This is a genomic window from Neisseria sp. 27098_8_158, from assembly GCF_041433145.1.
In the GTDB taxonomy this organism is placed as follows: domain Bacteria; phylum Pseudomonadota; class Gammaproteobacteria; order Burkholderiales; family Neisseriaceae; genus Neisseria; species Neisseria subflava_E.
This window is the reverse complement of the sequence record NZ_JAPWAZ010000002.1, coordinates 453,974-478,858: the sequence shown is the minus strand read 5'-3', so window position 1 is coordinate 478,858 and position 24,885 is coordinate 453,974. Positions and strand designations below refer to the sequence as shown.

Here is a 24,885-nt window from a genome sequence, read left to right as displayed (position 1 = left end):
AAAGAATTTTCCCTAAAAAACATATTGGACGACATAACCGAATTGCTATACTCGACATTATATTCCAACCCTTCACAAACCAATAAATACAAAAATGCCCGAAGCCAAAAGCCTCGGGCATTTTTAATATTTGGTGGGTCCGGTGGGTTTCGAACCCACGACCAAGGGATTATGAGTCCCCTGCTCTAACCCCTGAGCTACAGACCCGTCAAGAGTAGACGCGGATTATAGCATAACTTGTTGCTTGTTCAAAATGCCGAAAAATGTTTCAGACGGCCTGTTGGTTTTCTATTCGGGTATTATGCCGATATGCCCAATGCTTCCCAAACTTTCAAAGCGTCCGATGTTGCTTTGACATCGTGAACACGGATGATTTGCGCGCCTCTAGCCACTGTGGCCAAAGCGGCTGCAACGCTGCCGTGTACACGTTTGGCGGCATCTTGTTCGCCTGTCAGTTCGCCAATCATACGTTTGCGCGACACGCCGATCAGAAGTGGGAATCCGGTTGCGTCCATCAATTCAGGCAAATGTTTTATCAGGGTAATGTTGTGTTGCAGGTTTTTGCCGAAACCGAAGCCGGGGTCTAGTGTGATGCGTTCAGGGGCAATACCTGCTTGAACGCATTCTGCCGCGCGTGCTTTTAAATAACGCACAACTTCTTCGACGACATCTTGATATTGCGGATTAAGCTGCATGGTTTTGGGCAAACCCTGCATGTGCATGAGACACACGCCTGTCTTCGGCTGTTGCGCCAGCAATGCGACTGCACCTTCATCACTCAATGCGGCAACATCGTTGATAATATCGATGCCGCCTTGCGCCAAGGCTTTTTCCATAATCACCGTGCGGCGCGTGTCCAAGCTGACGGGAACATTCCACTTGGCCACCTCCGCCAAAACCGGCTGCACCCTGGACCATTCTTCTTCGAGAGAAACATCATCCGAACCCGGGCGGGTAGATTCGCCGCCGATATCGAGAATATCCGCACCGTCTTTCAGCAGCTGCTCGGCATGTGCCAATGCTATTTGGACATTTTGCGAATAGGTGCCGCCATCGGAAAATGAATCGGGGGTCAGATTGACGATGCCCATGATTTTCGGTTTGTCCAAGGCGATTTCAAATCGGCCTGCCTGCCAAATGCGTGTGTTCATAATGCTTCCATTGATGAAATAATAGGATAGAGGCCGTCTGAAACTTTTCAGACGGCCTTTAGGTTTTGACTTCAAAACAGTAAATTACATTCCGCCGTAATTCGGTCCGCTCGCACCCTCAGGACAAATCCAAGTGATGTTTTGCGTCGGGTCTTTGATGTCGCACGTTTTGCAATGAACGCAGTTGGCGGCGTTGATTTGCAGGCGCGGGCTGCCGTTTTCTTCGACGATCTCATATACGCCGGCCGGACAATAGCGCGTTTCGGGCGAGGCGTATTCTTTGTAGTTTACGTCTATCATGACCTGCGGATTTTTCAGCACCAAATGGTCGGGCTGGTTTTCTTCGTGCGCAAGGTTGGCAAGGAAAACACTACTCAAACGGTCAAAGGTCAAAACACCGTCGGGCTTCGGATAATCAATCGGCTTGCATTCGGAGGCTTTTTTGAGCTGCTCGTTGTCTTTGCCGTGATGTTTCAAAGTCCAAGGGGCTTTGCCTCTGAAAATCATTTGGTCGATACCGGTATAGATTGATCCGAGGTAAACGCCCCATTTGAATGACGGACGGACATTGCGCGCGGCGTAAAGCTCTTGATACAGCCAGCTTTGTTCAAAACGTTGCTGATAATCGGTGGCCTCTTTGCCGCTGTCGAAGCTTTCCACTTCTTCGAGGTTTTCCAACATAGGGAACACTGCTTCTGCGGCAAGCATGGCGGATTTCATGGCCGTATGGATGCCTTTGATGCGTGGCATATTCAGGAAACCTGCGGCATCGCCGACCAAAACGCCGCCTTTAAACGAGAGTTTCGGCAGGCTTTGCAAACCGCCTTCAATCAGCGAACGCGCGCCATACGCGATACGGCGGCCACCTTCAAAGGTTTTGCGGATTTCAGGATGGGTTTTGAAACGTTGGAACTCTTCAAACGGCGACAGATACGGGTTTTGATAATCCAAACCGACCACAAAGCCGACAGCGACTTTGTTGTCGTCAAAATGATAAATAAACGAGCCGCCGTAGGTTTTGCTGTCGAGCGGCCAGCCTGCGCTGTGCATCACCAAACCTGGCTGATGTTTTTCAGACGGCACTTCCCAAATCTCTTTGATGCCCAAGCCGTAAGTTTGCGGCTGACTGTTTTGGTCGAGTTTGAAGCGTTCTATGACTTGTTTGGAAAGCGAACCGCGGCAGCCTTCGGCAAATATGGTTTGCTGCGCCCAAAGCTCCATGCCGGGTTGGAAACTGTCGGTTGGCTCGCCGTCTTTGCCGATGCCCATATTGCCGGTCGCAATGCCTTTGACCGAACCGTCTTCGTGATACAGCACTTCGGCGGCGGCAAAGCCCGGATAGATTTCCACGCCCAAATTTTCCGCCTGCTCCGCCAGCCAGCGCACGACTTCGCCCAAGCTGGCAATATAGTTCGCATGGTTGTCGAAATTCGGGGTAACCGGCAAGTTGAAGGCTTTTTTCTCGGTCAGGAACAAAACCCTGTCCTTCTTCACTGTACGCGTCAGCGGCGCGCCTTTTTCTTTCCAATCAGGAATCAGCTCATTCAAAGAAATCGGATCGATGATGGCACCGGCAAGCGAGTGCGCACCGGCCTCCGAACCCTTCTCCACCACGCAAACGCTGATTTCACGTCCATTCTTTTCGGCAAGCTGCTTGAGTTTGATGGCGGCAGACAAACCCGACGGGCCTGCGCCGACAATCACGACATCGTATTGCATACTGTCGCGCTCGATGGTTTCTGTCATAGTGGTTCCTGTATTGTCATTATTCAATTTAATCCGCTAATTATACAGCTTGGACATATAGTTACCAAATACAACAAAAGGCCGTCTGAAACTTTACTCAAATTTCAGACGGCCTTTACTTATTCAGGGTATACGGATTTAATGGTTGATGGGGCACCTTCACCCCATCAATCTGATACCACCCTCAGATGGTTGATAGATCGACTCCGTAGTTGAGTTCCTCTGCGAAGTCCGGCAGTCCGTAACCGATGGTTTTCTTGTAGAAAGGAGAGACCTTCGCAGTCGGTGCCTTCTTCTTGTGCTTCGTGGTGTAGAGCATTCGTGCCCGCATCACCTCGAAGGAGTAACCGCGCCCTTCACGGTTCTTGTCCTTGGCCAGTCGGTTGATGGACTCCGTGTAAGCGTTGGTGACGGGCATGTCCATCTCGAAGTAGGTCATGGTCTCTTCACGCCAGTTTCCCACTGCCCTGACCAGATCGCTCCAGACTTCCTTTTGGCCCTTCGGGATGGTGGCTATCCACTCGTCCAGGGCGGCTTCTGCCTGGAGCCGTGTGGTGGCGTCCCAGATGCCGTAGAAGCGCTCCTTGTGCTCGTAGGCGGCCAGCAGTTGCGGGAACGCGCCTGTCCAGGTCTCCATGATGAGGCGCTCCCGGTCTGAGACTTCGTGAGCGCGTTTCAGCAGGATTTTCCGGTCTCCCTTGAGAGTCCGGCTCTGGGACGGTTTCAGCTCCTTTCTGAGGCCCTTGCGCACTCTCTCTAGGGCATCGTTGGCCATGCGCACCACATGGAACTTATCGACCACGATACGGGCCTGGGGCAGTACAGCCTTGACCGCTGCCCGGTAGGGGTTCCACATGTCCATGCTGACGATCTCGACCTTCTGCCGGTCTTTCAGCTTCATCAGGTAGTTGGTCACCACGTCCTGGCGGCGGGTGGCCAGCAGGTCGAGCAGGGTTCGCTCCTCAATGTTGGTCAGAATGCAGCGGTAGCGCTTGTTCAGGTATAGCTCGTCAATGCCCAGGATGCGGGGCGTCTCGAAGCGGTGCCAGCGCCCCAGGAACTCGGCGCGGGCGTTGAAGATGTCGCGCACCGTCTTCTCGTCCAGGCCGGTCTGTGCCGCCACAAAGGTGTAGGGGTGGTTGAAGGATTCCTTCTCCACGTACTCATGCAGCCGCAGTGTCATACGGAATCCGTCCACCATCTCCGGTAGCTGGGGCCTGAATGTTGTCTTGCAGGCCCGGCAGGTGTATCGGCGGCGGACCACCCAGAGAGTGACCCGCTTGCCGTGGATGGGCAGATCACGATAGGGAACGTCACGCTTGCCGAACCGTACGAACTCACCCTGCACGCCGCATTCCTCGCAGGCGATGGGATCGGGCACGTCCACCTGGAAGTGCATTTCGTCGTCGGTTGATTTGCAGCCCAGTACTTGGTATTGCGGCAGGTGAAGGATGTTGTCGGGAAGTTCGGTCATGGTGTTGTATAGGCGTAGGTGTCAGTCAGATCCATCCGACTCGGCATTGGTGTTTGCTTTTTTACCCAACAAGCTGCTGGAAACGAAAAGTAAGGCACCGAGGACAATTGCAATATCAGCCAGGTTGAAGGCCGGCCAATGCCAGTCTCGCCAATAGAAATCAAAGGAATCCACAACATAGCCGCGAAAGACCCGGTCAATCAGGTTGCCCATGGCGCCACCGAGGATAAGACTGTAAGCGATGGCTTCTCCTTTATGACGATTTTCAAGGATCAGCTTGATCAGAAAAATCGAGACCACTACCGCGATTCCGATAAAAAAGTAGCGCTGCCAGCCTCCACCATTCGCAAAAAGACTGAATGCGGCACCGGTGTTCCATAGGTGCACCCAGTTAAAGAACGGGGTCACCGAAACATACTCGCCATAGGCCATTGATTGCTGCACCAGCCACTTTACAGCCTGATCAGACGCTGCCAGCAGGCCCGATATGGACAATAGGGCATACGGCGAGAGCTTTTTGCCAATAATGAGCATTATTTAACCCTTCAACGCCAAAATGCGTCTGGCACCGTTAAGTACAATCACCCCCGTGATGGTGCCGATAATCAGATCTGGATAATTGGAACCGGTCCACGCGACCAGGGCGCCGGCGGTGATGCCCCCCAGGTTGATCACCACGTCGTTGGCCGAGAATATCAAGCTTGCCTTCATGTGCGCCCCGCCTTCCCGATGTTTGGATATGAGCAGCAGACAACTGGTATTGGCAATCAATGCGACGAATGCGATAGCCATCATCACCAGAGATTCAGGCTCACTACCGAATACAAAGCGTCTCACCACCTCTACGAGCACGCCCACAGCCAAGATCAGTTGCAGTACACCAGCAAGATGCGCGGCACGTACCTGCATTTTCACGCTATGTCCAACCGCATAAAGGGCAAGCCCGTACACCGCCGCATCGGAAAAATTGTCCAGGGATTCTCCAATCAGGCCGGTGGACTGGGCGATCAGACCGGCAGTCATTTCCACTACGAACAGAAGTGCATTGATGCCGAGCAACCAGCGCAGGGTCCAGGATTCTTGCTTAGCAGAAGCTGCCGAAAACTCGGCGGCCTTGATGGTCTCTGGATTTGCAGCGACGGTTTCCTGAAGCGAGGCGCCTAGCCCCAAGGTCTTCAGTTTCGAGGTGACGGGCTCGATCTCGCCGTCATGCACGACCTTCAGCCGGCGGTTCGACAAGTCGAAGGACAGCGCCCGAATCTCCTCAAAGCCGTTCAGGGCTAGGCGAATCATTCGTTCTTCTGATGGACAGTCCATCTTCGGCACTGCATAAACACTGACCCATCTCCCTGTCGCCTCGGAGGAGGCCTGTATATCGGTATCCGCTGCGGACGTTGCATCACCGCCACAGGCGCCACCACAGGATTTGCTCATAATATGACTCCACTTGAACAATGTTGTGGTACCATTTTAAACTATAAAGCTACTATAAGGTCAATAGAGTAAAGAATCCGTTGGGGAGGAGGCTGATGCGCATTGGTCAGTTGGCGCAGTTGGTAGGGGTCGAAACACAGACGATCCGCTTCTATGAACAGCAGGGCTTATTGCCGCCGCCTGATCGGCAGGACAACGGTTACCGTGTCTATACCGAGAAGCATGGTGAGGGGCTGGCCTTCATCCGTCGCTGCAGAATCCTGGGCCTGTCACTGGCTGAGATTCACGAACTACAGAGCTATCAGGACGACCCTCATCAGCCTTGTACCGCCGTCAACGCCTTGCTCGATGATCACATCTCTCATGTGCGGTCGCAGATAACCGCTCTGCAAGCGCTTGAGAAACAACTCGTTTCACTGAGAGCGAGTTGCAACGATGACCGGGAAGTTGAGGCGTGTGGGGTTCTTGCTGGAATTAGCGAAGGAAACATGCACCAGCAGTAGGTGAAGCATCAACCAGATAATCCGATGAGATGCTAGTCTGTCTCACTCTCATGCAAAGGTAAGATCAACCATTTAATCCGCTTACCCCTTATTCAAAGAGATTATTGCGCTTTAGTTTCCGTTACAAAACCGATTTTGCTGATACCGGCTTCGCGCGCCGCTTGCAGGGCTTGGTTGACGTAATCGTATTCAACCGCTTTATCCGCCGCAATCGCCACAATCACATCTTCGTTTTTCGCTTTGGCTTCTTTCAGCTTGGCAGTTACCGTTGCCAAATCCACTTTGGTATCGGAATCGCCGCCAACGACATAAGCACCGTTGGCATCAATATTCAAACGCAAAGGATCTTTAGGCTGCTGCTTATCCTCTTTCGCCGCTTTTTCCGAAGCAGTCGGCAACTCCAAAGGAATTGAGTGGGTCAGCACCGGCATGGTAATCATAAATACAATCAGCAACACCAGCATCACGTCCACCAAAGGCGTAACGTTGATATCCGACATCGGCGCATCATCGCCGGAATTCATTGATCCGAAAGCCATGGTTTAATCCTTTTGGTTCAGCAGGCGGACATGCAGGTCATGTGCAAATGCGTCCATATCTTGCGCGATGGTTTTTGTACCGCGATTGAGGAAGTTGTACGCCAATACGGCCGGAATCGCCACAAACAGGCCGACAGCAGTCGATACCAAAGCCTCACCAATCGGACCGGCTACCGCAGCAATGCTCATTTGACCGCTTTCGCTGATGCCGATCAGGGCATGGTAAATACCCCAAACAGTACCCAACAGGCCGATAAACGGAGCGGTTGCGCCGATGGAGGCCAACGCGGTCATGCCGTAGTCAAACTGACGCATGGTTTGGGACATGCTGTTGCGGATGTGAACAACCAAGTATTCGTTCAAAGGCAATTCGTCAATCAGCGATTTGCTTGTCGTTTGACGGTAGTTTTGGTATGCGCGCAGAGACTCATCGGCAACATTGCTCATTGGTGCTTCTACCGCTTTGGCTTTCTGTACAGCATCGGCCAGCGTAAACGCATTCAACATCAACTCTTTTACCTGAGCATTGCCTTTTTTCGCTTTGCGGTATTTGATGCAGCGAATCACAATGACACTCCAAGTCACCACACTCATCAACAACATCAGGACAAATACACCAATCAGTACCACATCACCTGATTTGAAAACTAAACTTAAATCCATAATTTTTCCAAGTTAAAAATAAAATTAAAATTTCTATCGGGTCATTTAAAAATATTTCCCAACAGCATATATTTTCCAATCAATCAGCTTAGTCCTAGATACTTATTCAAGCGTGAATTTGACAGGTACTTTAAATTCAGTCCAAACGCTTGCATGACAGCTACCATCTTTAACGGCTTTACGCGCTGCATTATCCAGACGGCTATAACCACTTGATTTATTCACACTAATTGAATCCACTTTACCGCCGGGACCAACCAAGACTTTCAAAACAACCAAGCCCTCTTCGCCATTTTCAGTGGACAGTGAAGGATACGGAGGTCTCGGAATATGGCAGGTTCCTTTTGCCGGATTGCCTTTACTGCTGCCGGCACCTGTACCGCTGCCACCACCTCCGCCACCGCCGGTACCGGAGCCATGTTCGCCTTTCGCACCGCCGCTGCCGGATCCGCTGCCTTCGCCACGGCCGCTGCCTGTACCTTTCGTACCGCCGCCGTTGCCTTTTCCTTCTCCGCCCAAGGCTTTGCCTTCGCCGTTGCCTTTACCGTTTTCAGCAGTGTTCGGCCCGGTTTTGCTGCCTGAGTATTCCGATGCTTTTGGAGACGGTTTAGGTTCTGCCTTCGGCTCTGGTTTTGGTTCAGGTTTTGGCTCGGGCTTCGGCTCAGGTTTAGGTTCCGGCTTAGGCTCGGGCTTAGGTTTCTCGATAGGTTTCGGTTTTTCCTTTTGCTGTACGATATCCGCTTTTTCTTTTTTCGTTACCACAGGTTTGATAACAGGTTTGGGCGGCTCGACAGGCTTAGGTTTGGGTTTCGGCTTGGGTTTCGGTTGTTCGGGGGTTGGCTCGGGTGCGGCAGGTGCGCCTTCGCCCTCAGGGCTGCCGTCGCCTCCGCCGAAATCGCCCAAATCGACAAATTCAATATTCGCCATTTCGACAGGAGGCGGTTTGTGCGCGTGCCATAAAAGTGCAACCAAGCCGACGTGAATCAACGCAACGGAAGTCACGACGGCTGGAGTTAAAATTCGTTTTTTATCCATAATTCCGTTATGTTAATAGCAACAATTCCCGTTTGCAAGTCGTTTTACAGTCAAAATAAGCATTAATGCTTATAGAGAAAGTTTATAGACCTGCTGTTTTAAAGGCTGCATATCATAATATGATATTAGCTCTCATTACTAATATTATCAAACAAAAGGTCGTTTTAAAAGATAAGCGGTAAGACAAAACAGCCTATTCTTCCGGCGTTTATGCTATCCGCACATTAAATCAATATCGAAACCTCATCAGACCGATAAAAATTCAAATGGTTTCAAATAATCTGTATTTTTTATCCATAAAACATCAGGCCGTCTGAAAACATTCTTTCAGACGGCCTGATTCAAACAAAATCATTTTTTCCGTTTCGCCCTTGGGTGCGCCTCATCATAAACGCGCGCTAAGTGATCAAAATCCAGCTTTGTATAAACTTGCGTAGCGGAAAGGTTGCTGTGTCCCAACAATTCCTGCACAGCACGGATATCGCCCGATGCCTGCAAAAGATGGGTTGCATAGCTGTGGCGCATCATGTGCGGTGAGATATGGCTGGCACTGCCCACGCGCACTGCCCACGCCTGCAGGCGTTTTTGGATTTGACGTTGCCCCAGCCTGCCGCCGTTCTTATTGGTGAACAAGGCCTGCTCGCCCTCTTTGGCAATACGCACTGCCAAATAATCATGCAATGCTGCAATGCTTTTAGCTACCAACGGCACTTGCCGTTGCTTGCCGCCTTTACCATTCACACTGACCCAACCTTCGTCCAAAACGATACCGTCCAGATTCAAACCTTGTATCTCGCTCAGGCGCAAGCCGCTACCATACATCAATTCAAACATGGCCTTATCGCGTACATCCAACTCATCATCAACCGGCGCATGGTCAAGGATATGGTTTAAAGGCTCTTGCGGCAGCGCTTTGGGCAGGCGTTCGGGCAGGTGCGGCGCTTTCATATTAAATGTCGGGTCGCTTTCCATGACTTCTATCTGCACCAGCCAACTGCAATACTGCCGCCACACCGACAATTTCCGCGCCAAGCTACTTTCGCTCAAGCCCTTTTGCGACAGCTTTTTCAATACCGCCACAAAATCACGGCGCGTTGGCAGGCCGTTTTCCAGATTATCGGGCAACAGGCGCATCAACTCACTCAAATCGCGCCGATAAGCGGAAACGGTATGCTCCGACTTGCCTTGTTGCAGCAAGGTTTTCAGATAGCGTTCAAAATGGGGCGCAAAATTGTTTGATTCCGCCATTTCAGACGGCCTCCAATGCTGTTTTCAATGCCGAAGGCAAACGGCAGACACGCTGCTTGCCATAATCGAAACACACCATACCTGTCTGCACTTTCGCCAGCACAAGGCCATCTGAAATCCTGCGGATACGGTACAACAAAGAAAAGCCCACTCCGGCCACACCCGCCGCCCCCATTTCCACCGACAGCTCATCGCCATGATGACCTTGCGCCAAATACTGCACCGCCGCATCCGCCATAATCAGGCCAGCCCCTCCGGCATCCATTTCACTCCAACCCAGCTTCGCCAGCCAACGCATCCTCACTTCATGGCACAAACGCAACACCGCATCGTTCGCCAGATGGCCGCCATAGTTCACATCGCCCACCTGCACCATCAAGTCCGTCTGAAACAAAGGCTTATCACACTCGGCCACCGAAATCCTATCCATTTTACACACCCGTTTTCAATACTCTGCCATTATAAACCGAGACCCTGTTCGTTAATATATAAAAACAATGTAGCAGCTTGTAGTTTTTCATAGCAAAAAACATTATAATTTATCGGATAAATTTACCCTTCACTACTTCAGGAGCTTCTCATGGCACTCGTATCCATGCGCCAACTGTTGGACCATGCTGCCGAAAACAGCTACGGTCTGCCCGCATTCAACGTTAACAACCTCGAACAGATGCGCGCCATCATGGAGGCGGCCGACCAAGTCAACGCCCCCGTTATCGTTCAAGCATCCGCAGGCGCACGCAAATACGCAGGTGCCCCATTCCTGCGCCATCTGATTTTGGCCGCAGTCGAAGAATTCCCGCATATCCCTGTCGTGATGCACCAAGACCACGGCGCATCTCCTGATGTATGCCAACGCTCCATTCAACTGGGCTTCTCCTCCGTGATGATGGACGGCTCGCTGATGGAAGATGGCAAAACCCCTTCTTCTTACGAATACAACGTCAACGCCACCCGTACCGTGGTCAACTTCTCCCACGCTTGCGGCGTGTCCGTTGAAGGCGAAATCGGCGTATTGGGCAACCTCGAAACTGGCGAAGCCGGCGAAGAAGACGGCGTCGGCGCAGTGGGCAAACTTTCCCACGACCAAATGCTGACCAGCGTTGAAGATGCCGTACGTTTCGTTAAAGATACCGGCGTTGACGCATTGGCTATTGCCGTTGGTACCAGCCACGGCGCATACAAATTCACCCGTCCGCCCACAGGCGACGTATTGCGTATCGACCGCATCAAAGAAATCCACCAAGCCCTGCCCAACACCCACATCGTAATGCACGGCTCCAGCTCCGTTCCGCAAGAATGGCTGAAAGTCATCAACGAACACGGCGGCAAAATCGGTGAAACCTACGGCGTACCGGTTGAAGAAATCGTCGAAGGCATCAAACACGGCGTGCGCAAAGTCAACATCGACACCGACTTGCGCCTCGCCTCTACCGGCGCCATCCGCCGCTTCATGGCAGAAAACCCAGCCGAATTCGACCCGCGCAAATACTTGAGCAAAACCGTCGAAGCCATGAAACAAATCTGTCTTGACCGCTACCTCGCATTCGGTTGCGAAGGCCAAGCCGACAAAATCAAACCGATTTCTTTGGAAAAAATGGCAACCAAATACGCCAAAGGCGAATTGAACCAAATCGTTAAATAATCCGTAGATCGGATTAACACTAAGGCCGTCTGAAAACTTGGCAATAAGGTTTCAGACGGCCTTAGCTTTTGGGAAATTTATAGTAAAATCTTCCACCGACTACACATCAAAACACATCGAAAGCAAACATGAAACTCGCCGTTATTTTGCCGGCCTATTGCGCCGAAGCTTATTTGCCCGAATGCTTGGACTCGGTATTGAATCAAACATTCCGCGACTTTTTCGTCATCGCCATCAACGATGCTTCAACAGACAAAACCGGCGAAATCCTCGAGGCTTACGCAGCCAAAGATTCACGTTTGCAGGTTTTCCACCTTCCGGAAAACAGGGGCGAGCCGTTTGCCTGCCAATTTGCCATGGATATGCTCAAAGACGTAGAAGTCGAATATGTGGCACGAATGGACGCGGACGATATTTGCGCCTTGGATCGTTTTGAAAAACAGATTCAATTCTTAGACAGCCATCCCGAAATCGATATTGTCGGCAGCCAAGCCACCATCTTTTTTGATGACCAAACCGGAAGAGAACCCGTTTTAAGCGACCTCCCCCTGCTCGACAAAGACATTAAAGCCTTTCTCTCCTTTGCCGCCCAAAACATGTTCAACCCCACCACCATGTGGCGGCACGACAGCATTAAAAACCTCGGAATAAACTACACCGCGACGGAAACCGCACCCGATTTCCATATGTGGGTGCAATGCGCCCTACATGGCAAAACCTTTGCCAACCTGCCCGAGCCTTTGTTGTCATACAGGATACACACAACTCAAGAAAGCAAAAAAAGAGACAAAATCAACAGATCCGTCCAATACACCATGGAGTTGTGGATCAGTCATCTCTTCCCTGATTTGAATGCGACGGAAGTAACGCTCTTAAGCCGCATCTTGTACGAAAAGCAACTGCGCTTGACCACTGAAGAGCTGAAAACCATTTTTGCCGCCTATGACAGAATCAGCAAAGACCGCAGCATTTCATTGTTTGGCGAAGACCGCAATACCATGTTCGACATGATAGACAAGTTCTTCAATTTCTTAAAAAGCCAGTTGAAATTCACTTAAATCATAAAAGGCCGTCTGAAACCTAAGTTTCAGACGGCCTTTGTCTATTTCAAGAGCAATCTAAATCAGAACAAGCCATGAATCACGCCTTCTGCGTCCACATCAATTTTCTCGGCAGCCGGAACTTTCGGCAGGCCCGGCATCTTCATCATATTGCCGCACAACGCAACGATGAAACCTGCGCCTGCGGAAACAGTGATACCGCGCACGGTAATGCGGAAGCCTTCGGGGCAGCCCAAAAGTTTGGCGTTGTCGCTCAAAGAATATTGGGTTTTCGCCATGCAGATCGGCATTTTGTCCAAACCCAGTTTTTCCAGTGAAGCGATTTCGGCAGACGCTTCCGCGCTGAAATCAACATCTTCCGCGCCGTACACTTTTTGGGCAATCGCACGGATTTTGTCTTTAATGCTCAACTCAACATCGTAGGCAAACTTGAAGTTATTCGGTTGGTTTTCGATGGCGTTGACGACTTTGTGCGCCAAGTCTGCACCACCCGCGCCGCCTTTGCCCCATACTTCGGTCAGGGAAACTTCAACGCCGTGTTCCGCGCAGGCTTTTTCAATCATGGCCAACTCGGCATCGGAGTCGGACACGAAGCGGTTGATGGCGACGACGACGGGCAGGCCGAATACGTTTTTCAGGTTGGAAATATGTTTCAAGAGATTAGGCAGACCTTTTGCCAAAGCGTCGAGGTTTTCTTCGCCGAGGTTGGCACGTTCTACGCCGCCGTTGTATTTCAAAGCACGGACGGTGGCGACGACAACAGCCGCATCAGGTCTCAAATCAGCTAGACGGCATTTGATGTCGCAGAATTTTTCCGCGCCCAAATCCGCACCGAAGCCTGCTTCGGTTACTGCGTAATCGGCAAGGTGTTTCGCCAGTCGGGTGGCGGTAACGGAGTTACAGCCGTGGGCGATGTTGGCGAATGGGCCGCCGTGTACAAAGGCCGGCGTGCCTTCGATGGTTTGTACCAAGTTAGGCTTAATCGCATCTTTGAGCAATGCCGCCATCGCGCCATTTGCTTTCAAATCTTTGGCGTAAACAGGGCTGCCGTCTTTAGCGTAAGCGACAAGGATGTTACCCAAACGCTCTTTCAAATCGCTGATGTCTTTGGCAAGACAGAATACCGCCATCACTTCGGAAGCAACGGTAATGTCGAAACCGTCAGGACGCATCACGCCGTCAACAGGTTTGCCCATGCCGTCGATGATGTTGCGCAACTGACGGTCGTTCATATCGACCACGCGACGCCACAGGACGCGTTTCGGATCGATGTTCAACTCGTTGCCTTGGTAGATATGGTTATCAAGCATGGCAGCGAGCAAGTTATTCGCCGCGCCGATGGCGTGAAAGTCGCCGGTGAAGTGCAGGTTGATGTCTTCCATCGGCAACACTTGGGCATAGCCGCCGCCTGCCGCGCCGCCTTTAACACCGAACACCGGTCCCAAAGAAGGCTCGCGCAGGGCGATAACCGAGTCTTTGCCGATGTGGCGTAATGCGTCCGCCAAACCAATGGTTACAGTGGTTTTACCCTCACCCGCAGGAGTCGGATTAATGGCGGTCACCAAAATCAGACGGCCTTGTTTTTGCGGCAGCTTGAATGCCTCGGCGGGATTGATTTTGGCTTTGTAATGACCATAGGGCTCGATGTTGTCAACGTTCAAACCCAGCTTGGCGGCAATTTCACCAATCGGGCGCATGGTGGAAGACTGGGCAATTTCAGCATCGGTTTTGAAGCTCATGATTTTCCTTTATTGAGAGAGGGAAAGGCCGTCTGAAACAATATAATAAAGACGGCTGGAAGAAAAAGAATATTCGTTCTATTATAGCGTTTTCCAAAGACAAACCGCAGTGAAAATTTCGATATTTCATCAACAAGCGGATTCATATTGTCAACAATTTAAAACAAAGGAATAAAACATGAGCAGCAACGCATGGCTGTTTTGGGCATTGGCATCGGCAGGCTTCGCCTCATTGACCGCCATTTTCGCCAAAATGGGTTTACAGGGTATAGATTCAGATTTCGCCACCTTTATCCGTACCTTGGTCATCCTCGCCGCTTTGGTACTGTTTTTAACCTACACCGGCAAATGGCAGGGCGTGAACGGCTTTACCGGCCGCAACTGGACATTCCTCATCCTATCCGGCCTCGCTACCGGCGCATCTTGGCTCGCCTACTTCAAAGCCTTGCAACTGGGCAACGCCTCGCAAGTCGCACCCGTCGACAAATTTAGCCTGGTCTTGGTCGCCCTGATGGCCGTCGTTTTCTTAGACGAACGCCCAAGCACGCAGGAATGGATAGGCTTAGGCTTGGTAACCGCAGGCGTATTGACTTTGGCTTTGAAACGATAAAGATTGGGATATCAAAAAAAGGCCGTCTGAAAAATTTCAGACGGCCTTTGCTTTGCTTCAAACAATCAGCTCACAATTAATTTGAACCGACTTTGATTTTTTGCCACAAGTTGACAGACAGTTTTTTCGCATCTGCGCTCATTTGAGGCATGACGAAACCGTCTTTCATATCTTGCTCGTTCGGGAAAATAGAACGTGTGTTCACCAGCTCGGCAGGCATTTTTTCGCGTGCAGGTTTGCTGGCTGGGGCGAAGGTTACGGCAATACCGTTTTTCGCAGCCACTTCTGGATCAAGCGTGTAGTTGATGTATTTGTGGGCATTGACGATGTTTTTCGCATCGGCCGGAATCAACCAAGATTCAATCCAGAAGCCCATGCCTTTCGGAGTCAATACTTCGACGCCGACATTGTTCTTCACTTCTTCGGAACGCGCTTTGGCCAAGTTCAAGTCGCCGCCGTTACCTGCCGCCAAGCAGATGTCGCCGCGCGCCAATTCGTCAATGATGGAGGGGCTGAAACGTTTCACGTCAGGACGGATGGTTTTCAAAACTTCTGCAGCCGCTTTCAAATCTTCAGGATTCGAGCCTTTAGGATCTTTACCCAAGTAATTCAACAAGATTGGGAACATTTCGCTCGGGGTATCCCACAAAGCGATGCCGCAAGATTTCAGCTTGTTGGTGTATTCAGGTTTGAACAGCAAATCCCAGCCGTTTTCAGGCAATTTTCCGCCCAAAAGCTCCTTGCCCTTCGCCGTAATCGCAATCGTATTCACACCTGAGAAGTATGGAACGGCGTATTGATTGCCCGGATCGGCGGTTTCCAACATCTTCAGCAATTCAGGATCGATGTTTTTGTAGTTCGGAATCAAGTCCTTATTGATTTTTTGGTATGCACCCGCCTCAATTTGACGCGGCAGGAAGGCAATACCGGGCACAACCAAGTCATAGCCGGATTTACCGGTCAGCATTTTGGCTTCCAGCGTTTCATTGTTTTCATACAAATCGTAAGTCAGCTTCAAATTGTTGGCTTTTTTGAAGTCTTCGACTGTACTTTCGTCAACGTAGTTTGACCAGTTGTAGATATTCAAAGTATCGGTGGCGGCTGCTTCGGCATTGGCAGCAGGCGCGCTGCCTGCTTGAGGTTGCTCGGCTTTTTTCTCGCCACCGCCGCACGCGGCCAAAGACAATGCGGCCAATACGGCTAATACAGATTTTTTCATACGGGCAGATTCCTGATGAAAGAGTGGTTAATGTCAATAAATAAGAAACCCTGCACCCCATAAACACCCCGGCGCAGAGTTAGGCTATTGTAATGGAAACGTAAGCAAACGCAAAGCAATATCCATCTGATTTTTATTGAAATAAGGCAAAGCAACACCATCTTTTTACCAAAAGCGTTGCACCGGCTGTCGTTTTTGGGCAAAATACGGCTGATTTGCGCGCGTTTATAGAGAAAAAGCTTGCATACAAGGAAATCTGTCTTTAAAATTGCGCGTTTACAGAATTTATTTTTCAGGAGATATTCAATATGGCAAACAGCGCACAAGCCCGCAAACGTGCCCGCCAGTCGGTTAAACAACGCGCCCACAACGCCAGCCTGCGTACTGCATTCCGTACCGCTGTGAAAAAAGTGTTGAAAGCAGTTGAAACCGGCGACAAAGCTGCTGCTCAAGCAGTTTACCAAGAATCCGTTAAAGTCATCGACCGTATCGCTGACAAAGGCGTATTCCACAAAAACAAAGCAGCCCGTCATAAAAGCCGTCTGTCTGCTAAAGTAAAAGCTTTGGCTTAATACTGACGCAGATGCCGGAAATCCTGACAATCAAAACAGGATGAATCGAGCTGATACGATGCCCCTGAGGTCCTGCCTTTCAGGGGCATTGCCGTATTCACCGCCCAAACCGACTGAATAAAACCATTTACCCTTTCATCAGGCCGTCTGAAAAACAACGGAAACTCTCATGAACAAGATGTTGAAACATTCCCTAAGTATCGGATTCATTGTCGCCGCCCCACTGGCTGCCGCCGATACCGCCCTACACTGCACCACCATTCAAGACAACGCCACCCGTTTGGCGTGTTACGACAACATCTACTCGGCGCAACTTCCCCCTCAATCCCCACTGCCGCAAGCGCAAACCGAAACCGTCAAAACACCAGTTGACCTCGAAAAAAGCGTGCGCAAGAGCATCGAGAAAAAAGAAGCGGCCATCGTATTCGACAACCCTACCCATCCGAATATTTCAGACGACGTATTAAGCGAAACTGCCGACAGCTACACACCTTTAAGCCTGATGTACGATTTGGATAAAAACGACACACGCGGCCTGTTGAGCGTACGCGAGCACAACCCTATGTACCTCATGCCAGTTTGGTACAACAGCAGCCCCAACTATTACCCGGAATCCCCCAGCCGCGGCGTAACCACACAGGAAAAATTCAGCGAGCAAAAACGCCTAGAAACCAAAATGCAGGTTTCCTTCAAAAGCAAGATTGCCGAAGATTTATTCAAAACCCGTGCCGACGTATGGTTTGGCTACACCCAAAAATCCGACTGGCAAATCTTCAACCAAGGCCGCAAATCCGCTCCGTTCCGCAATACCGACTACGAGCCCGAAATCTTCATTACCCAACCCGTTAAAGCAGACCTGCCTTTCGGCGGCAAACTGCGTATGGTTGGCGCAGGTTTTGTTCACCAATCCAACGGTCAAAGCCGCCCCGAATCACGCTCATGGAACCGGGTTTACGCCATGGCAGGCATGGAATGGGGCAAGCTGACCGTCATTCCCAGGGTTTGGATGCGCGCCTTCGACCAAAAAGGAGAGGACGACGACAATCCGGACATCAACAAATACATGGGCTACGGCGACTTGAAAGTCCAATACCGCCTCAATGACAAACAAAATGTTTATTCCGTCCTGCGTTACAACCCGAAAAGCGGACGTGGTGCCGTTGAAGCTGCTTATACCTTCCCCATCAAAGGCAAACTCAAAGGCGTTGTCCGCGGCTTCCACGGCTACGGCGAAAGCTTGATTGACTACAACCACAAACAAAACGGCATCGGCTTCGGCCTGATGTTCAACGACTGGGACGGCATCTAAATGACCCCATATTGTTTCAGACGGCCTTTGCAATCAAGGCGGTCGTCTGAAACAATAAAACAAAACAAGCCATTCGTTTAAAATACTCGTTTCCTAGCGTCCAAACGCGTATAATGCAAAGTTTGGGCAAAACTTGCCGGAATGAAACAAAGATGACAGAAGCCGCAGCCGAAAGCGGAAAAATCGCCAAGGCTTTAAAGAAATACCTAATTACAGGCGTACTGGTTTGGTTGCCGATTGCCGTAACCATCTGGGCGATGAGCTATATCATCTCCGCCACCGACAGACTAATCAACCTATTACCAGAAAGCTGGCAGCCCCAGCATTTCTGGGGGTTCAACATTCCCGGCTTGGGCATCGTCGCCGCCACAGTCGTCTTGTTCGTTACCGGTGTATTCGCCGCCAACGTATTGGGCAGACGGATTCTCGGCGCATGGGACAGCCTTTTGGGTCGGATTCCCGTCGTCAAATCCATCTACTCCAGCGTTAAAAAAGTTTCCGAATCCCTGCTCTCCGACAGCAGCCGCTCGTTCAAAACCCCCGTACTGGTTCCCTTTCCGCAACCGGGCATTTGGACGATAGCCTTTGTTTCCGGCCATATCCCCGACAAACTCAAAGGCAGCCTGCCGCAAGACGACGACTATATTTCCGTTTACGTCCCAACCACGCCCAACCCGACCGGCGGCTATTACATCATGGTTAAAAAAAGCGACGTTCGCGAGCTGGACATGAGTGTGGATCAGGCATTGAAATATGTGATTTCACTGGGCATGGTGATGCCGGATGAAATACAAATTAAAACCATCCAAGATAAAAAAACTGATAGTTTATAGCACTTATTAATCAAATTCTTAACAACAGAATAATGCATAAATATCCATTAATCATAATATTTAGCCTATCCCAAAAAATATAACCACTAAGGAATTACCACAAAGCTCGCACTTACTAATTCATGATGACTGACAACCTACACAGACTGCGAACTTACTAGAAGTATCTAAATATGATTGAATGTAATAGTAATTTTGCGAATTTTTGGAAACGTAGTTATTATAAAGCGGAGAACTGCGCAGTAACTGGAATAGCCCCCTGCATATTTAATTTCAAAGATATTTAGGAAATACTTTAAGCATGGTTACACAAGGCAAAGAGAATGACTCACACAACCATGCCAATATCATTACCACAGCACTAATCCGTAAATAAATCTCCTCACATTTTACTCACAGGGATAATCATGAAACGGGAAATACTATCTATTATTTTTCTAGCTACATATAGCTCACTAGCATTTTCATCAGGGGAGCTTTCATGCAAAAAAATCATACCCATTAATGTAACAGAGGGTTGGAAAAGGAATTGTACTTATCATGGATCATCTATAAATGAAGCTTATCAAGAATATCGCAATCTAACTCAAAATCTAGGCGAGGCCCCAAACGTTCTTCCAAATAAAAATCGTCGATATAAAACTTCTAGAAATGAAGTAGAAATTAATATTAATTGGAAAAATAAGAATCATGTGTTTGTAGCACAGACTTATCCCGAAGCCGAAAACTCAGGAATGGAAGTAGGCTTTAAAAAAATTAAAAATGTGATTCAAATTACAGAAATTGGTTGGACACCATAATTACCAATTTCTTAGTTATAAATTAAACACTTCAATATATAAACAAGGAAATAATATGCGTACCAACTATTGCGGCCTTATCAGCGAGCAATACTTAGACCAAACCGTTACCGTCAAAGGCTGGGTACACCGCCGACGCGACCACGGCGGTGTGATTTTTATTGACCTGCGCGACCGCGAAGGCATCGTTCAAGTCGTTATCGACCCTGACACTCCGGAAGCATTTGCCGCTGCCGACTCTTCCCGCAACGAATACGTTTTGAGCATTACCGGCCGCGTACGCAACCGTCCTGAAGGTACAACCAACGACAAAATGATTTCCGGCAAAATCGAAATCCTTGCCAAAGAAATCGAAGTCTTGAACGCTGCCGCTACGCCTCCGTTCCAAATCGACGATGAAAACATCAGCGAAAACGTTCGCCTGACCAACCGCGTTATCGACTTGCGCCGTCCTACCATGCAACGCAACCTGCGCCTGCGTTACCAAGTCGCTATGGGCGTTCGCCGCTACTTGGACGCGCAAGGCTTCATCGACATTGAAACACCGATGCTGACCCGCTCCACTCCAGAAGGCGCACGCGACTACCTCGTACCAAGCCGCGTTCATCCGGGCGAATTCTTCGCTCTGCCGCAATCTCCACAATTGTTTAAACAACTGTTGATGGTTGCCGGTTTCGACCGTTACTACCAAATCACCAAATGTTTCCGTGACGAAGATTTGCGTGCCGACCGTCAACCTGAATTTACCCAAATCGACTTGGAAACCTCGTTCTTGAACGAGGATGAAATCATGGACATCACCGAAGGCATGGCCAAACAAGTCTTCAAAGATGCTTTGAACGTAGATTTGGGCGACTTCCCACGCATGCCTTATTCTGAAGCCATGTTCTACTACGGCTCTGACAAACCGGATATGCGCATCAACTTGAAATTCACCGAGTTGACCGACCTAATGAAGACCGAAGAATTCAAAGTCTTCCGTGGTGCAGCCGACATGAAAGGCGGCCGCGTAGTCGCTCTGCGCGTGCCTAACGGCGCGAAATTCAGCCGCAAAGAAATCGACGAATATACTAAATTTGTCGGCATCTACGGCGCGAAAGGTCTGGCATACATCAAAGTAAACGATATCAGCAACCTTTCCAACGGCGAAGACAGCGGCCTGCAATCTCCAATCGTGAAATTCCTGTCCGAAAACGCCCTGAAAGAAATCATCGAGCGTACCGGCGCACAAAACGGCGACATCATCTTCTTCGGTGCGGACAAAACCAAAGTCGTGAACGAAGCCATCGGCGCATTGCGTATCAAAGTCGGCTTGGAACACGGCAAAGACAACGGCTACTTCGTAGACGAATGGAAGCCTTTGTGGGTTGTCGATTTCCCAATGTTCGAATACGACGAAGAAGCCGACCGCTACGTTGCCGTACACCATCCGTTTACGGCGCCTAAAGAAGGTCATGAAGACCTGATGGTCTCCGACCCTGCAAACTGCCTGGCCCGTGCCTACGATATGGTATTGAACGGCTGGGAAATCGGCGGTGGCTCTATCCGTATCCACCGTGCAGACGTACAAGAGAAAGTGTTTGCCGCGCTGAAAATCAGCCCTGAAGAGCAACAAGAGAAATTCGGCTTCCTCTTGGACAACCTGAAATTCGGTGCGCCTCCTCACGGCGGCCTTGCATTCGGCCTCGACCGTCTGGTAACGCTGATGACCGGTGCCGAATCCATCCGCGATGTGATTGCCTTCCCGAAAACACAACGTGCACAATGTCTGCTGACCAATGCACCTAATGTGGTCGACGACAAACAACTTCGCGAATTGAGCCTGCGTCTGCGTCAGAAAGCAGTTGAAACAAAAGAAGCGTAATTTATCGGCTTAACCTTTAAAATATCAAGGCCGTCTGAAATTTTTGAAATTTCTTTCAAATTTTTCAGACGGCCTTTCTGTATTTTAGTCGTTTATATATAATCAACTCATAAACTGTTTTATTTTAAACGTTCACTTTAATGACGTTAGAGTATAAAAAACAACCGTTTGTAAGAAAAACAAACAAATAAGCTCCACAAGCACTATCATGACTGTTACAACAATAAAGGAACCAAACAATGTTTCTGATACTGACGGGGCTGATACTGACTTTTTTTATTTTGTTGTTTATTATTACTTCAATTATTCACAAAAAACAGTTTGCCTATAACACACACCAAGACTATAACTATCCCTCCCTCCCCTCTACCGCGCATACTACCCTCAAGGGTGGCAGCCTGACTTTACCTGCCACTATCAGCGGGCAAGATACCGTTATTGCCAAAATCCGTATCAAATCCACTTGGGCAGGATTGCTGGTATTGCCTTTTGTTGAAACCATTTCATCTAAGGGCAAATGGAAGCAATATTTCGAATACGGCGCAAAAGGCGTGCGCTATATCAATCTGAGCGACACCTTCTCCGACAGCGACAAAACCATCCGCTTGGAAGGCAAATACCTAACCTTGTCCGATCAAGAAATCGAACTCTCTGTTTATCCGCGAGAAAACCTCGACGGCAAAAAAATCCTTGTCCTCGCACCTCATGCTGACGATGCCGAATTAAGTGCATACGGTTTGTATGAAAAACACGCCGCCAATTCAATGATCTGCACCTTAACCGCCAGCGAAGGTGGCAGCTTCCACTATGGCAACCTTTATAGCACGTGCGACTGCGATACTCAAGCACAATATCTGCAAAAAGGCAGAATGCGCGTTTGGAACAGCCTGACCGTTCCCCTTTTGGCCGGCGTGCCGTCTGAAAACATCCTGCAACTGGGCTACTTCGACAGCACATTGACCGCCATGCGCCAAAATCCGGAAAAAGAGATTAAATCGACCAAAATCGATACGACCGACGTCGACATTTTCCGCCGTGCCAATACCTCCTCATTGGCGAAACACCTCAAGCCCGGCTCGACTTGGAACAGCTTGGTGGACAACCTTGGCTATCTGATAGAAACGTTCCAGCCGGATGTTATCGTGACGCCATCCCCCAATATCGATGCGCATCCCGACCACCAACATACTGCGCTGGCCGCCATCGAAGCCCTGCGTAAAATCGATTACCGCCGCGGCAATCTGTTTTTACACACCATACATTATCTGAGCGACGACTTTCCTATCGGCAAAGTAGGTTCTTCCCTCAGCCTGCCGCCGCCCTCCGAGCAACCGTTTTACTTCCAAAGCATCTATTCCCATCCCTTGGATAAAGAAGAGCAAAACCGCAAACTTCTCGCCCTTGATGCCATGAACGACATCCGTCCTAATTCAGACGGCTATATGCGTTGGAGCACCATGATATTCAAAGGCCTAAACAAACTGCGACACCACGTCCTCCATCTCGACAAAGACTTGGTCAACCGCTTCGTCCGCAGCAACGAATTCTTCTATACCGTCCCCATCAGCGACTTGTACCAAGAAGATACGCTGAAACAAATCACTTATCAGGGCAAAGCCCAATAAACCACAAAGGCCGTCTGAAAAGATGTTTCAGACGGCCTTTATCACACCAAATCAAAACAATAAAATCACCGCATTACAAACGAAAAACACCAAGCCCAAATCCAAACGCGACAACCCAAGTTATAATAAAACTCTTCCCACACGTCCCACATCATCATGCCGATTTACTTCATCGCCGATTTGCACCTGAGCGAATCCCATCCTCAACTGACCGCACACTTCCAGAAATTTATCCAAGAAAAAGCCGTTCATGCCCAAGCCGTGTATATCCTCGGCGACCTTTTCGATTTTTGGGTCGGGGATGACGAAAACAGCCCTTTGGTTCAAACCATCAAACAAACCATCCACAGCCTGACCGAGCGCGGCATTGCCTGCTATTTTATCCATGGCAACCGCGACTTTCTCATCGGCAAAACCTTCGCCCGCGATACCGGCATAACCTTACTGCCCGAGTATGCCGTTATCGACCTGTTCGGCACACCCACCCTGCTCTGTCACGGCGACACCCTCTGCACCGACGACCATTCTTATCAAAAATTCCGCCGCACCGTCCATCAAAAATGGCTGCAACGCCTGTTCCTGCTCCTGCCGCTCACACTCCGACTGAACATCGCCACCAAAATCCGTAAACAGAGCAAACAGGACAAGCAACACAAAACCGCCGACATCATGGACGTCAATCCGGCCTTTACCCACGAAACCGTCCAACGCTTCCACACGCCCCTGCTCATCCACGGCCATACCCACCGCGAAAACATCCATCGCAACGCCGGCTACACTCGCATCGTACTCGGTGACTGGCGCGACAATTACGCCTCCATTCTCGAAGTCGATGCCGAAGGCTACCGTTTTATCGCCTTATAAAACATCAGGCCGTCTGAAAACCGGTTTCCCGATTGTTCAGACGGCCTGACTGACAAATATCCTCAATCGGTTTACGCAAACCAACCGCGTATCTGCTCCAAACCACCAAAGCGCACACACGCATCCGCATTCGCCTCAGTTTTCGGTTTCGCCCGATAAGCAATGCCGAATCCCGCCTCCCGTATCATCGGAATATCGTTCGCACCATCTCCCATCGCCACCACCTGCCATGGAGCCAAACCCAGACGCTCACGGTATTCACGCAACAAATCCGTCTTAGCCTGCGCATCGATAATCCGCCCTTTCAGACGGCCTGTCAGCTTGCCGTTTTCCACTTCCAACACATTCGCAAAATGGAAATCCAAGCCCAAACGCCGTTGCAGACGTTCCGTAAAGAACGTAAATCCGCCCGACACCAGCATAAACTTCACATCATTCCGTTTACACGCTTCCAACAAAAATTCCGCGCCCGGCGACAGCTGCAACACATTCTCGTACACCTCTTCCAACACGCACTCGTCCAAACCGGCCAGCAAAGCCACACGCTTACGCAAAGACTGCTCAAAGTCCAGCTCGCCGCGCATCGACTGCTCCGTAATCGCCGCCACCTCATCCTTCAGCCCAACACCGGCCGCAATCTCATCCACACACTCAATCGTAATCAGCGTCGAATCCATATCGCTGACAATCAGCCCCAAATCAGCAAAAGCCACATCCGGCAACACCGCGCCATCTATCTGCTGCGCAATCAACGCAGCCCGCATCTCGTCCGTCAATTCAAAATCATCATCAACCGGCACACGCAATACCGACTTCCCTGATGACGCAGACACCAAACCGCCAAACGCCGACCAGTCGCAAGCGCCCAAATCTCCATGTTGCAACACCAAAACTTTCTTCATCTCATTCTCCTCATACCCCAAAACCTTTGCAAACATATCGGGTACACAT

At 50.0% G+C, this 24,885-nt stretch carries 24 protein-coding genes and 1 tRNA gene; 11 read left to right on the top strand and 14 right to left on the bottom strand.

The features are described 5' to 3' along the window. Positions 1 to 131: 131 nt before the first annotated feature. The 6 genes from O3681_RS07860 to O3681_RS07835 all read right to left on the bottom strand — a co-directional run bounded on the left by O3681_RS07860 (position 132) and on the right by O3681_RS07835 (position 5,805). Positions 132 to 207, bottom strand: a tRNA-Ile gene (locus O3681_RS07860). A gap of 92 nt (positions 208 to 299) precedes the next feature. Continuing rightward, positions 300 to 1,151, bottom strand: a complete 852-nt coding sequence (gene folP / locus O3681_RS07855; protein WP_107723695.1) for a dihydropteroate synthase — start codon at positions 1,149 to 1,151, stop codon at positions 300 to 302. Positions 1,152 to 1,235: 84 nt separating this feature from the next. Then, positions 1,236 to 2,897, bottom strand: coding sequence for an electron transfer flavoprotein-ubiquinone oxidoreductase (locus O3681_RS07850; RefSeq protein ID WP_371459673.1), 1,662 nt, complete (start codon positions 2,895 to 2,897; stop codon positions 1,236 to 1,238). 184 nt (positions 2,898 to 3,081) lie between these two features. After that, positions 3,082 to 4,371 (bottom strand): ISL3-like element ISPpu12 family transposase, encoded by a 1,290-nt coding sequence (locus tag O3681_RS07845; RefSeq protein ID WP_049331821.1) that lies wholly within the window; start codon positions 4,369 to 4,371, stop codon positions 3,082 to 3,084. Positions 4,372 to 4,392: 21 nt separating this feature from the next. After that, positions 4,393 to 4,905, bottom strand: coding sequence for a signal peptidase II (gene lspA, locus O3681_RS07840; protein WP_003821921.1), 513 nt, complete (start codon positions 4,903 to 4,905; stop codon positions 4,393 to 4,395). Between the two features lie 3 nt (positions 4,906 to 4,908). Continuing rightward, positions 4,909 to 5,805, bottom strand: coding sequence for a cation transporter (locus tag O3681_RS07835; protein WP_070588402.1), 897 nt, complete (start codon positions 5,803 to 5,805; stop codon positions 4,909 to 4,911). A 95-nt stretch (positions 5,806 to 5,900) separates the two neighbouring features. Between O3681_RS07835 and cadR the strand changes: the two genes are divergently transcribed. Continuing rightward, complete coding sequence (gene cadR, locus O3681_RS07830; RefSeq protein ID WP_004364961.1) at positions 5,901 to 6,308, top strand: Cd(II)/Pb(II)-responsive transcriptional regulator; 408 nt, start codon at positions 5,901 to 5,903, stop codon at positions 6,306 to 6,308. 101 nt (positions 6,309 to 6,409) lie between these two features. Here the strand turns inward: cadR and O3681_RS07825 are convergent, their stop codons facing one another. From O3681_RS07825 to O3681_RS07805, 5 genes are all read right to left on the bottom strand, one after another. Further along, positions 6,410 to 6,847, bottom strand: coding sequence for a biopolymer transporter ExbD (locus tag O3681_RS07825; RefSeq protein ID WP_101755979.1), 438 nt, complete (start codon positions 6,845 to 6,847; stop codon positions 6,410 to 6,412). A 3-nt stretch (positions 6,848 to 6,850) separates the two neighbouring features. After that, positions 6,851 to 7,510: a MotA/TolQ/ExbB proton channel family protein gene (locus tag O3681_RS07820; RefSeq protein ID WP_049332314.1), complete on the bottom strand. Its 660-nt coding sequence runs from the start codon at positions 7,508 to 7,510 to the stop codon at positions 6,851 to 6,853. A gap of 102 nt (positions 7,511 to 7,612) precedes the next feature. Then, positions 7,613 to 8,545 (bottom strand): energy transducer TonB, encoded by a 933-nt coding sequence (locus O3681_RS07815; protein WP_114926063.1) that lies wholly within the window; start codon positions 8,543 to 8,545, stop codon positions 7,613 to 7,615. 351 nt (positions 8,546 to 8,896) lie between these two features. Then, entirely contained in the window at positions 8,897 to 9,793 is an 897-nt protein-coding gene (gene xerC / locus O3681_RS07810) for a tyrosine recombinase XerC (protein ID WP_063069341.1), read from the bottom strand. A gap of 1 nt (position 9,794) precedes the next feature. Continuing rightward, on the bottom strand, positions 9,795 to 10,223 hold the full coding sequence (locus tag O3681_RS07805) for a thioesterase family protein (protein ID WP_063069340.1): 429 nt from the start codon (positions 10,221 to 10,223) through the stop codon (positions 9,795 to 9,797). Between the two features lie 150 nt (positions 10,224 to 10,373). Between O3681_RS07805 and fba the strand changes: the two genes are divergently transcribed. Beyond that, complete coding sequence (gene fba / locus O3681_RS07800; protein ID WP_070608533.1) at positions 10,374 to 11,438, top strand: class II fructose-bisphosphate aldolase; 1,065 nt, start codon at positions 10,374 to 10,376, stop codon at positions 11,436 to 11,438. A gap of 128 nt (positions 11,439 to 11,566) precedes the next feature. Beyond that, positions 11,567 to 12,496, top strand: a complete 930-nt coding sequence (locus O3681_RS07795; RefSeq protein WP_107723698.1) for a glycosyltransferase — start codon at positions 11,567 to 11,569, stop codon at positions 12,494 to 12,496. A 65-nt stretch (positions 12,497 to 12,561) separates the two neighbouring features. Here O3681_RS07795 and O3681_RS07790 read toward each other — a convergent pair whose 3' ends face one another. Continuing rightward, positions 12,562 to 14,238 (bottom strand): formate--tetrahydrofolate ligase, encoded by a 1,677-nt coding sequence (locus O3681_RS07790; protein WP_107723699.1) that lies wholly within the window; start codon positions 14,236 to 14,238, stop codon positions 12,562 to 12,564. A gap of 178 nt (positions 14,239 to 14,416) precedes the next feature. On the opposite strand from O3681_RS07790, the gene O3681_RS07785 reads away from it, so the two are divergent. Then, entirely contained in the window at positions 14,417 to 14,848 is a 432-nt protein-coding gene (locus O3681_RS07785; RefSeq protein ID WP_003680126.1) for an EamA family transporter, read from the top strand. 76 nt (positions 14,849 to 14,924) lie between these two features. On the opposite strand, the gene O3681_RS07780 is transcribed toward O3681_RS07785, so the two are convergent. Then, on the bottom strand, positions 14,925 to 16,067 hold the full coding sequence (locus O3681_RS07780; RefSeq protein ID WP_107868106.1) for an extracellular solute-binding protein: 1,143 nt from the start codon (positions 16,065 to 16,067) through the stop codon (positions 14,925 to 14,927). A gap of 308 nt (positions 16,068 to 16,375) precedes the next feature. Here O3681_RS07780 and rpsT point away from each other — a divergent pair, with 308 nt between their 5' ends. The 7 genes from rpsT to lpxH all read left to right on the top strand — a co-directional run bounded on the left by rpsT (position 16,376) and on the right by lpxH (position 23,934). Continuing rightward, positions 16,376 to 16,639, top strand: coding sequence for a 30S ribosomal protein S20 (rpsT, locus tag O3681_RS07775; RefSeq protein WP_107723701.1), 264 nt, complete (start codon positions 16,376 to 16,378; stop codon positions 16,637 to 16,639). Positions 16,640 to 16,808: 169 nt separating this feature from the next. Further along, a complete protein-coding gene (locus O3681_RS07770; RefSeq protein WP_371459672.1) occupies positions 16,809 to 17,948 on the top strand; it encodes a phospholipase A in 1,140 nt (379 codons plus the stop codon). Between the two features lie 152 nt (positions 17,949 to 18,100). Beyond that, complete coding sequence (locus O3681_RS07765; RefSeq protein WP_371459671.1) at positions 18,101 to 18,781, top strand: DUF502 domain-containing protein; 681 nt, start codon at positions 18,101 to 18,103, stop codon at positions 18,779 to 18,781. A gap of 407 nt (positions 18,782 to 19,188) precedes the next feature. Then, the gene (locus O3681_RS07760) at positions 19,189 to 19,581 is read left to right on the top strand and encodes a hypothetical protein (protein WP_049332338.1); all 393 of its coding nucleotides are present in this window, start codon (positions 19,189 to 19,191) and stop codon (positions 19,579 to 19,581) included. Positions 19,582 to 19,636: 55 nt separating this feature from the next. Further along, positions 19,637 to 21,445 carry an aspartate--tRNA ligase gene (aspS, locus tag O3681_RS07755; protein ID WP_371459670.1) on the top strand — a complete coding sequence of 603 codons (1,809 nt, stop codon included), beginning with the start codon at positions 19,637 to 19,639 and terminating at the stop codon, positions 21,443 to 21,445. Between the two features lie 239 nt (positions 21,446 to 21,684). Continuing rightward, the gene (locus O3681_RS07750) at positions 21,685 to 23,070 is read left to right on the top strand and encodes a PIG-L deacetylase family protein (RefSeq protein ID WP_371459669.1); all 1,386 of its coding nucleotides are present in this window, start codon (positions 21,685 to 21,687) and stop codon (positions 23,068 to 23,070) included. Between the two features lie 156 nt (positions 23,071 to 23,226). After that, positions 23,227 to 23,934 carry a UDP-2,3-diacylglucosamine diphosphatase gene (gene lpxH, locus O3681_RS07745; RefSeq protein WP_371459668.1) on the top strand — a complete coding sequence of 236 codons (708 nt, stop codon included), beginning with the start codon at positions 23,227 to 23,229 and terminating at the stop codon, positions 23,932 to 23,934. Positions 23,935 to 24,005: 71 nt separating this feature from the next. Here the strand turns inward: lpxH and serB are convergent, their stop codons facing one another. Then, positions 24,006 to 24,836, bottom strand: coding sequence for a phosphoserine phosphatase SerB (gene serB, locus O3681_RS07740; protein WP_371459667.1), 831 nt, complete (start codon positions 24,834 to 24,836; stop codon positions 24,006 to 24,008). Positions 24,837 to 24,885: the final 49 nt, after the last annotated feature.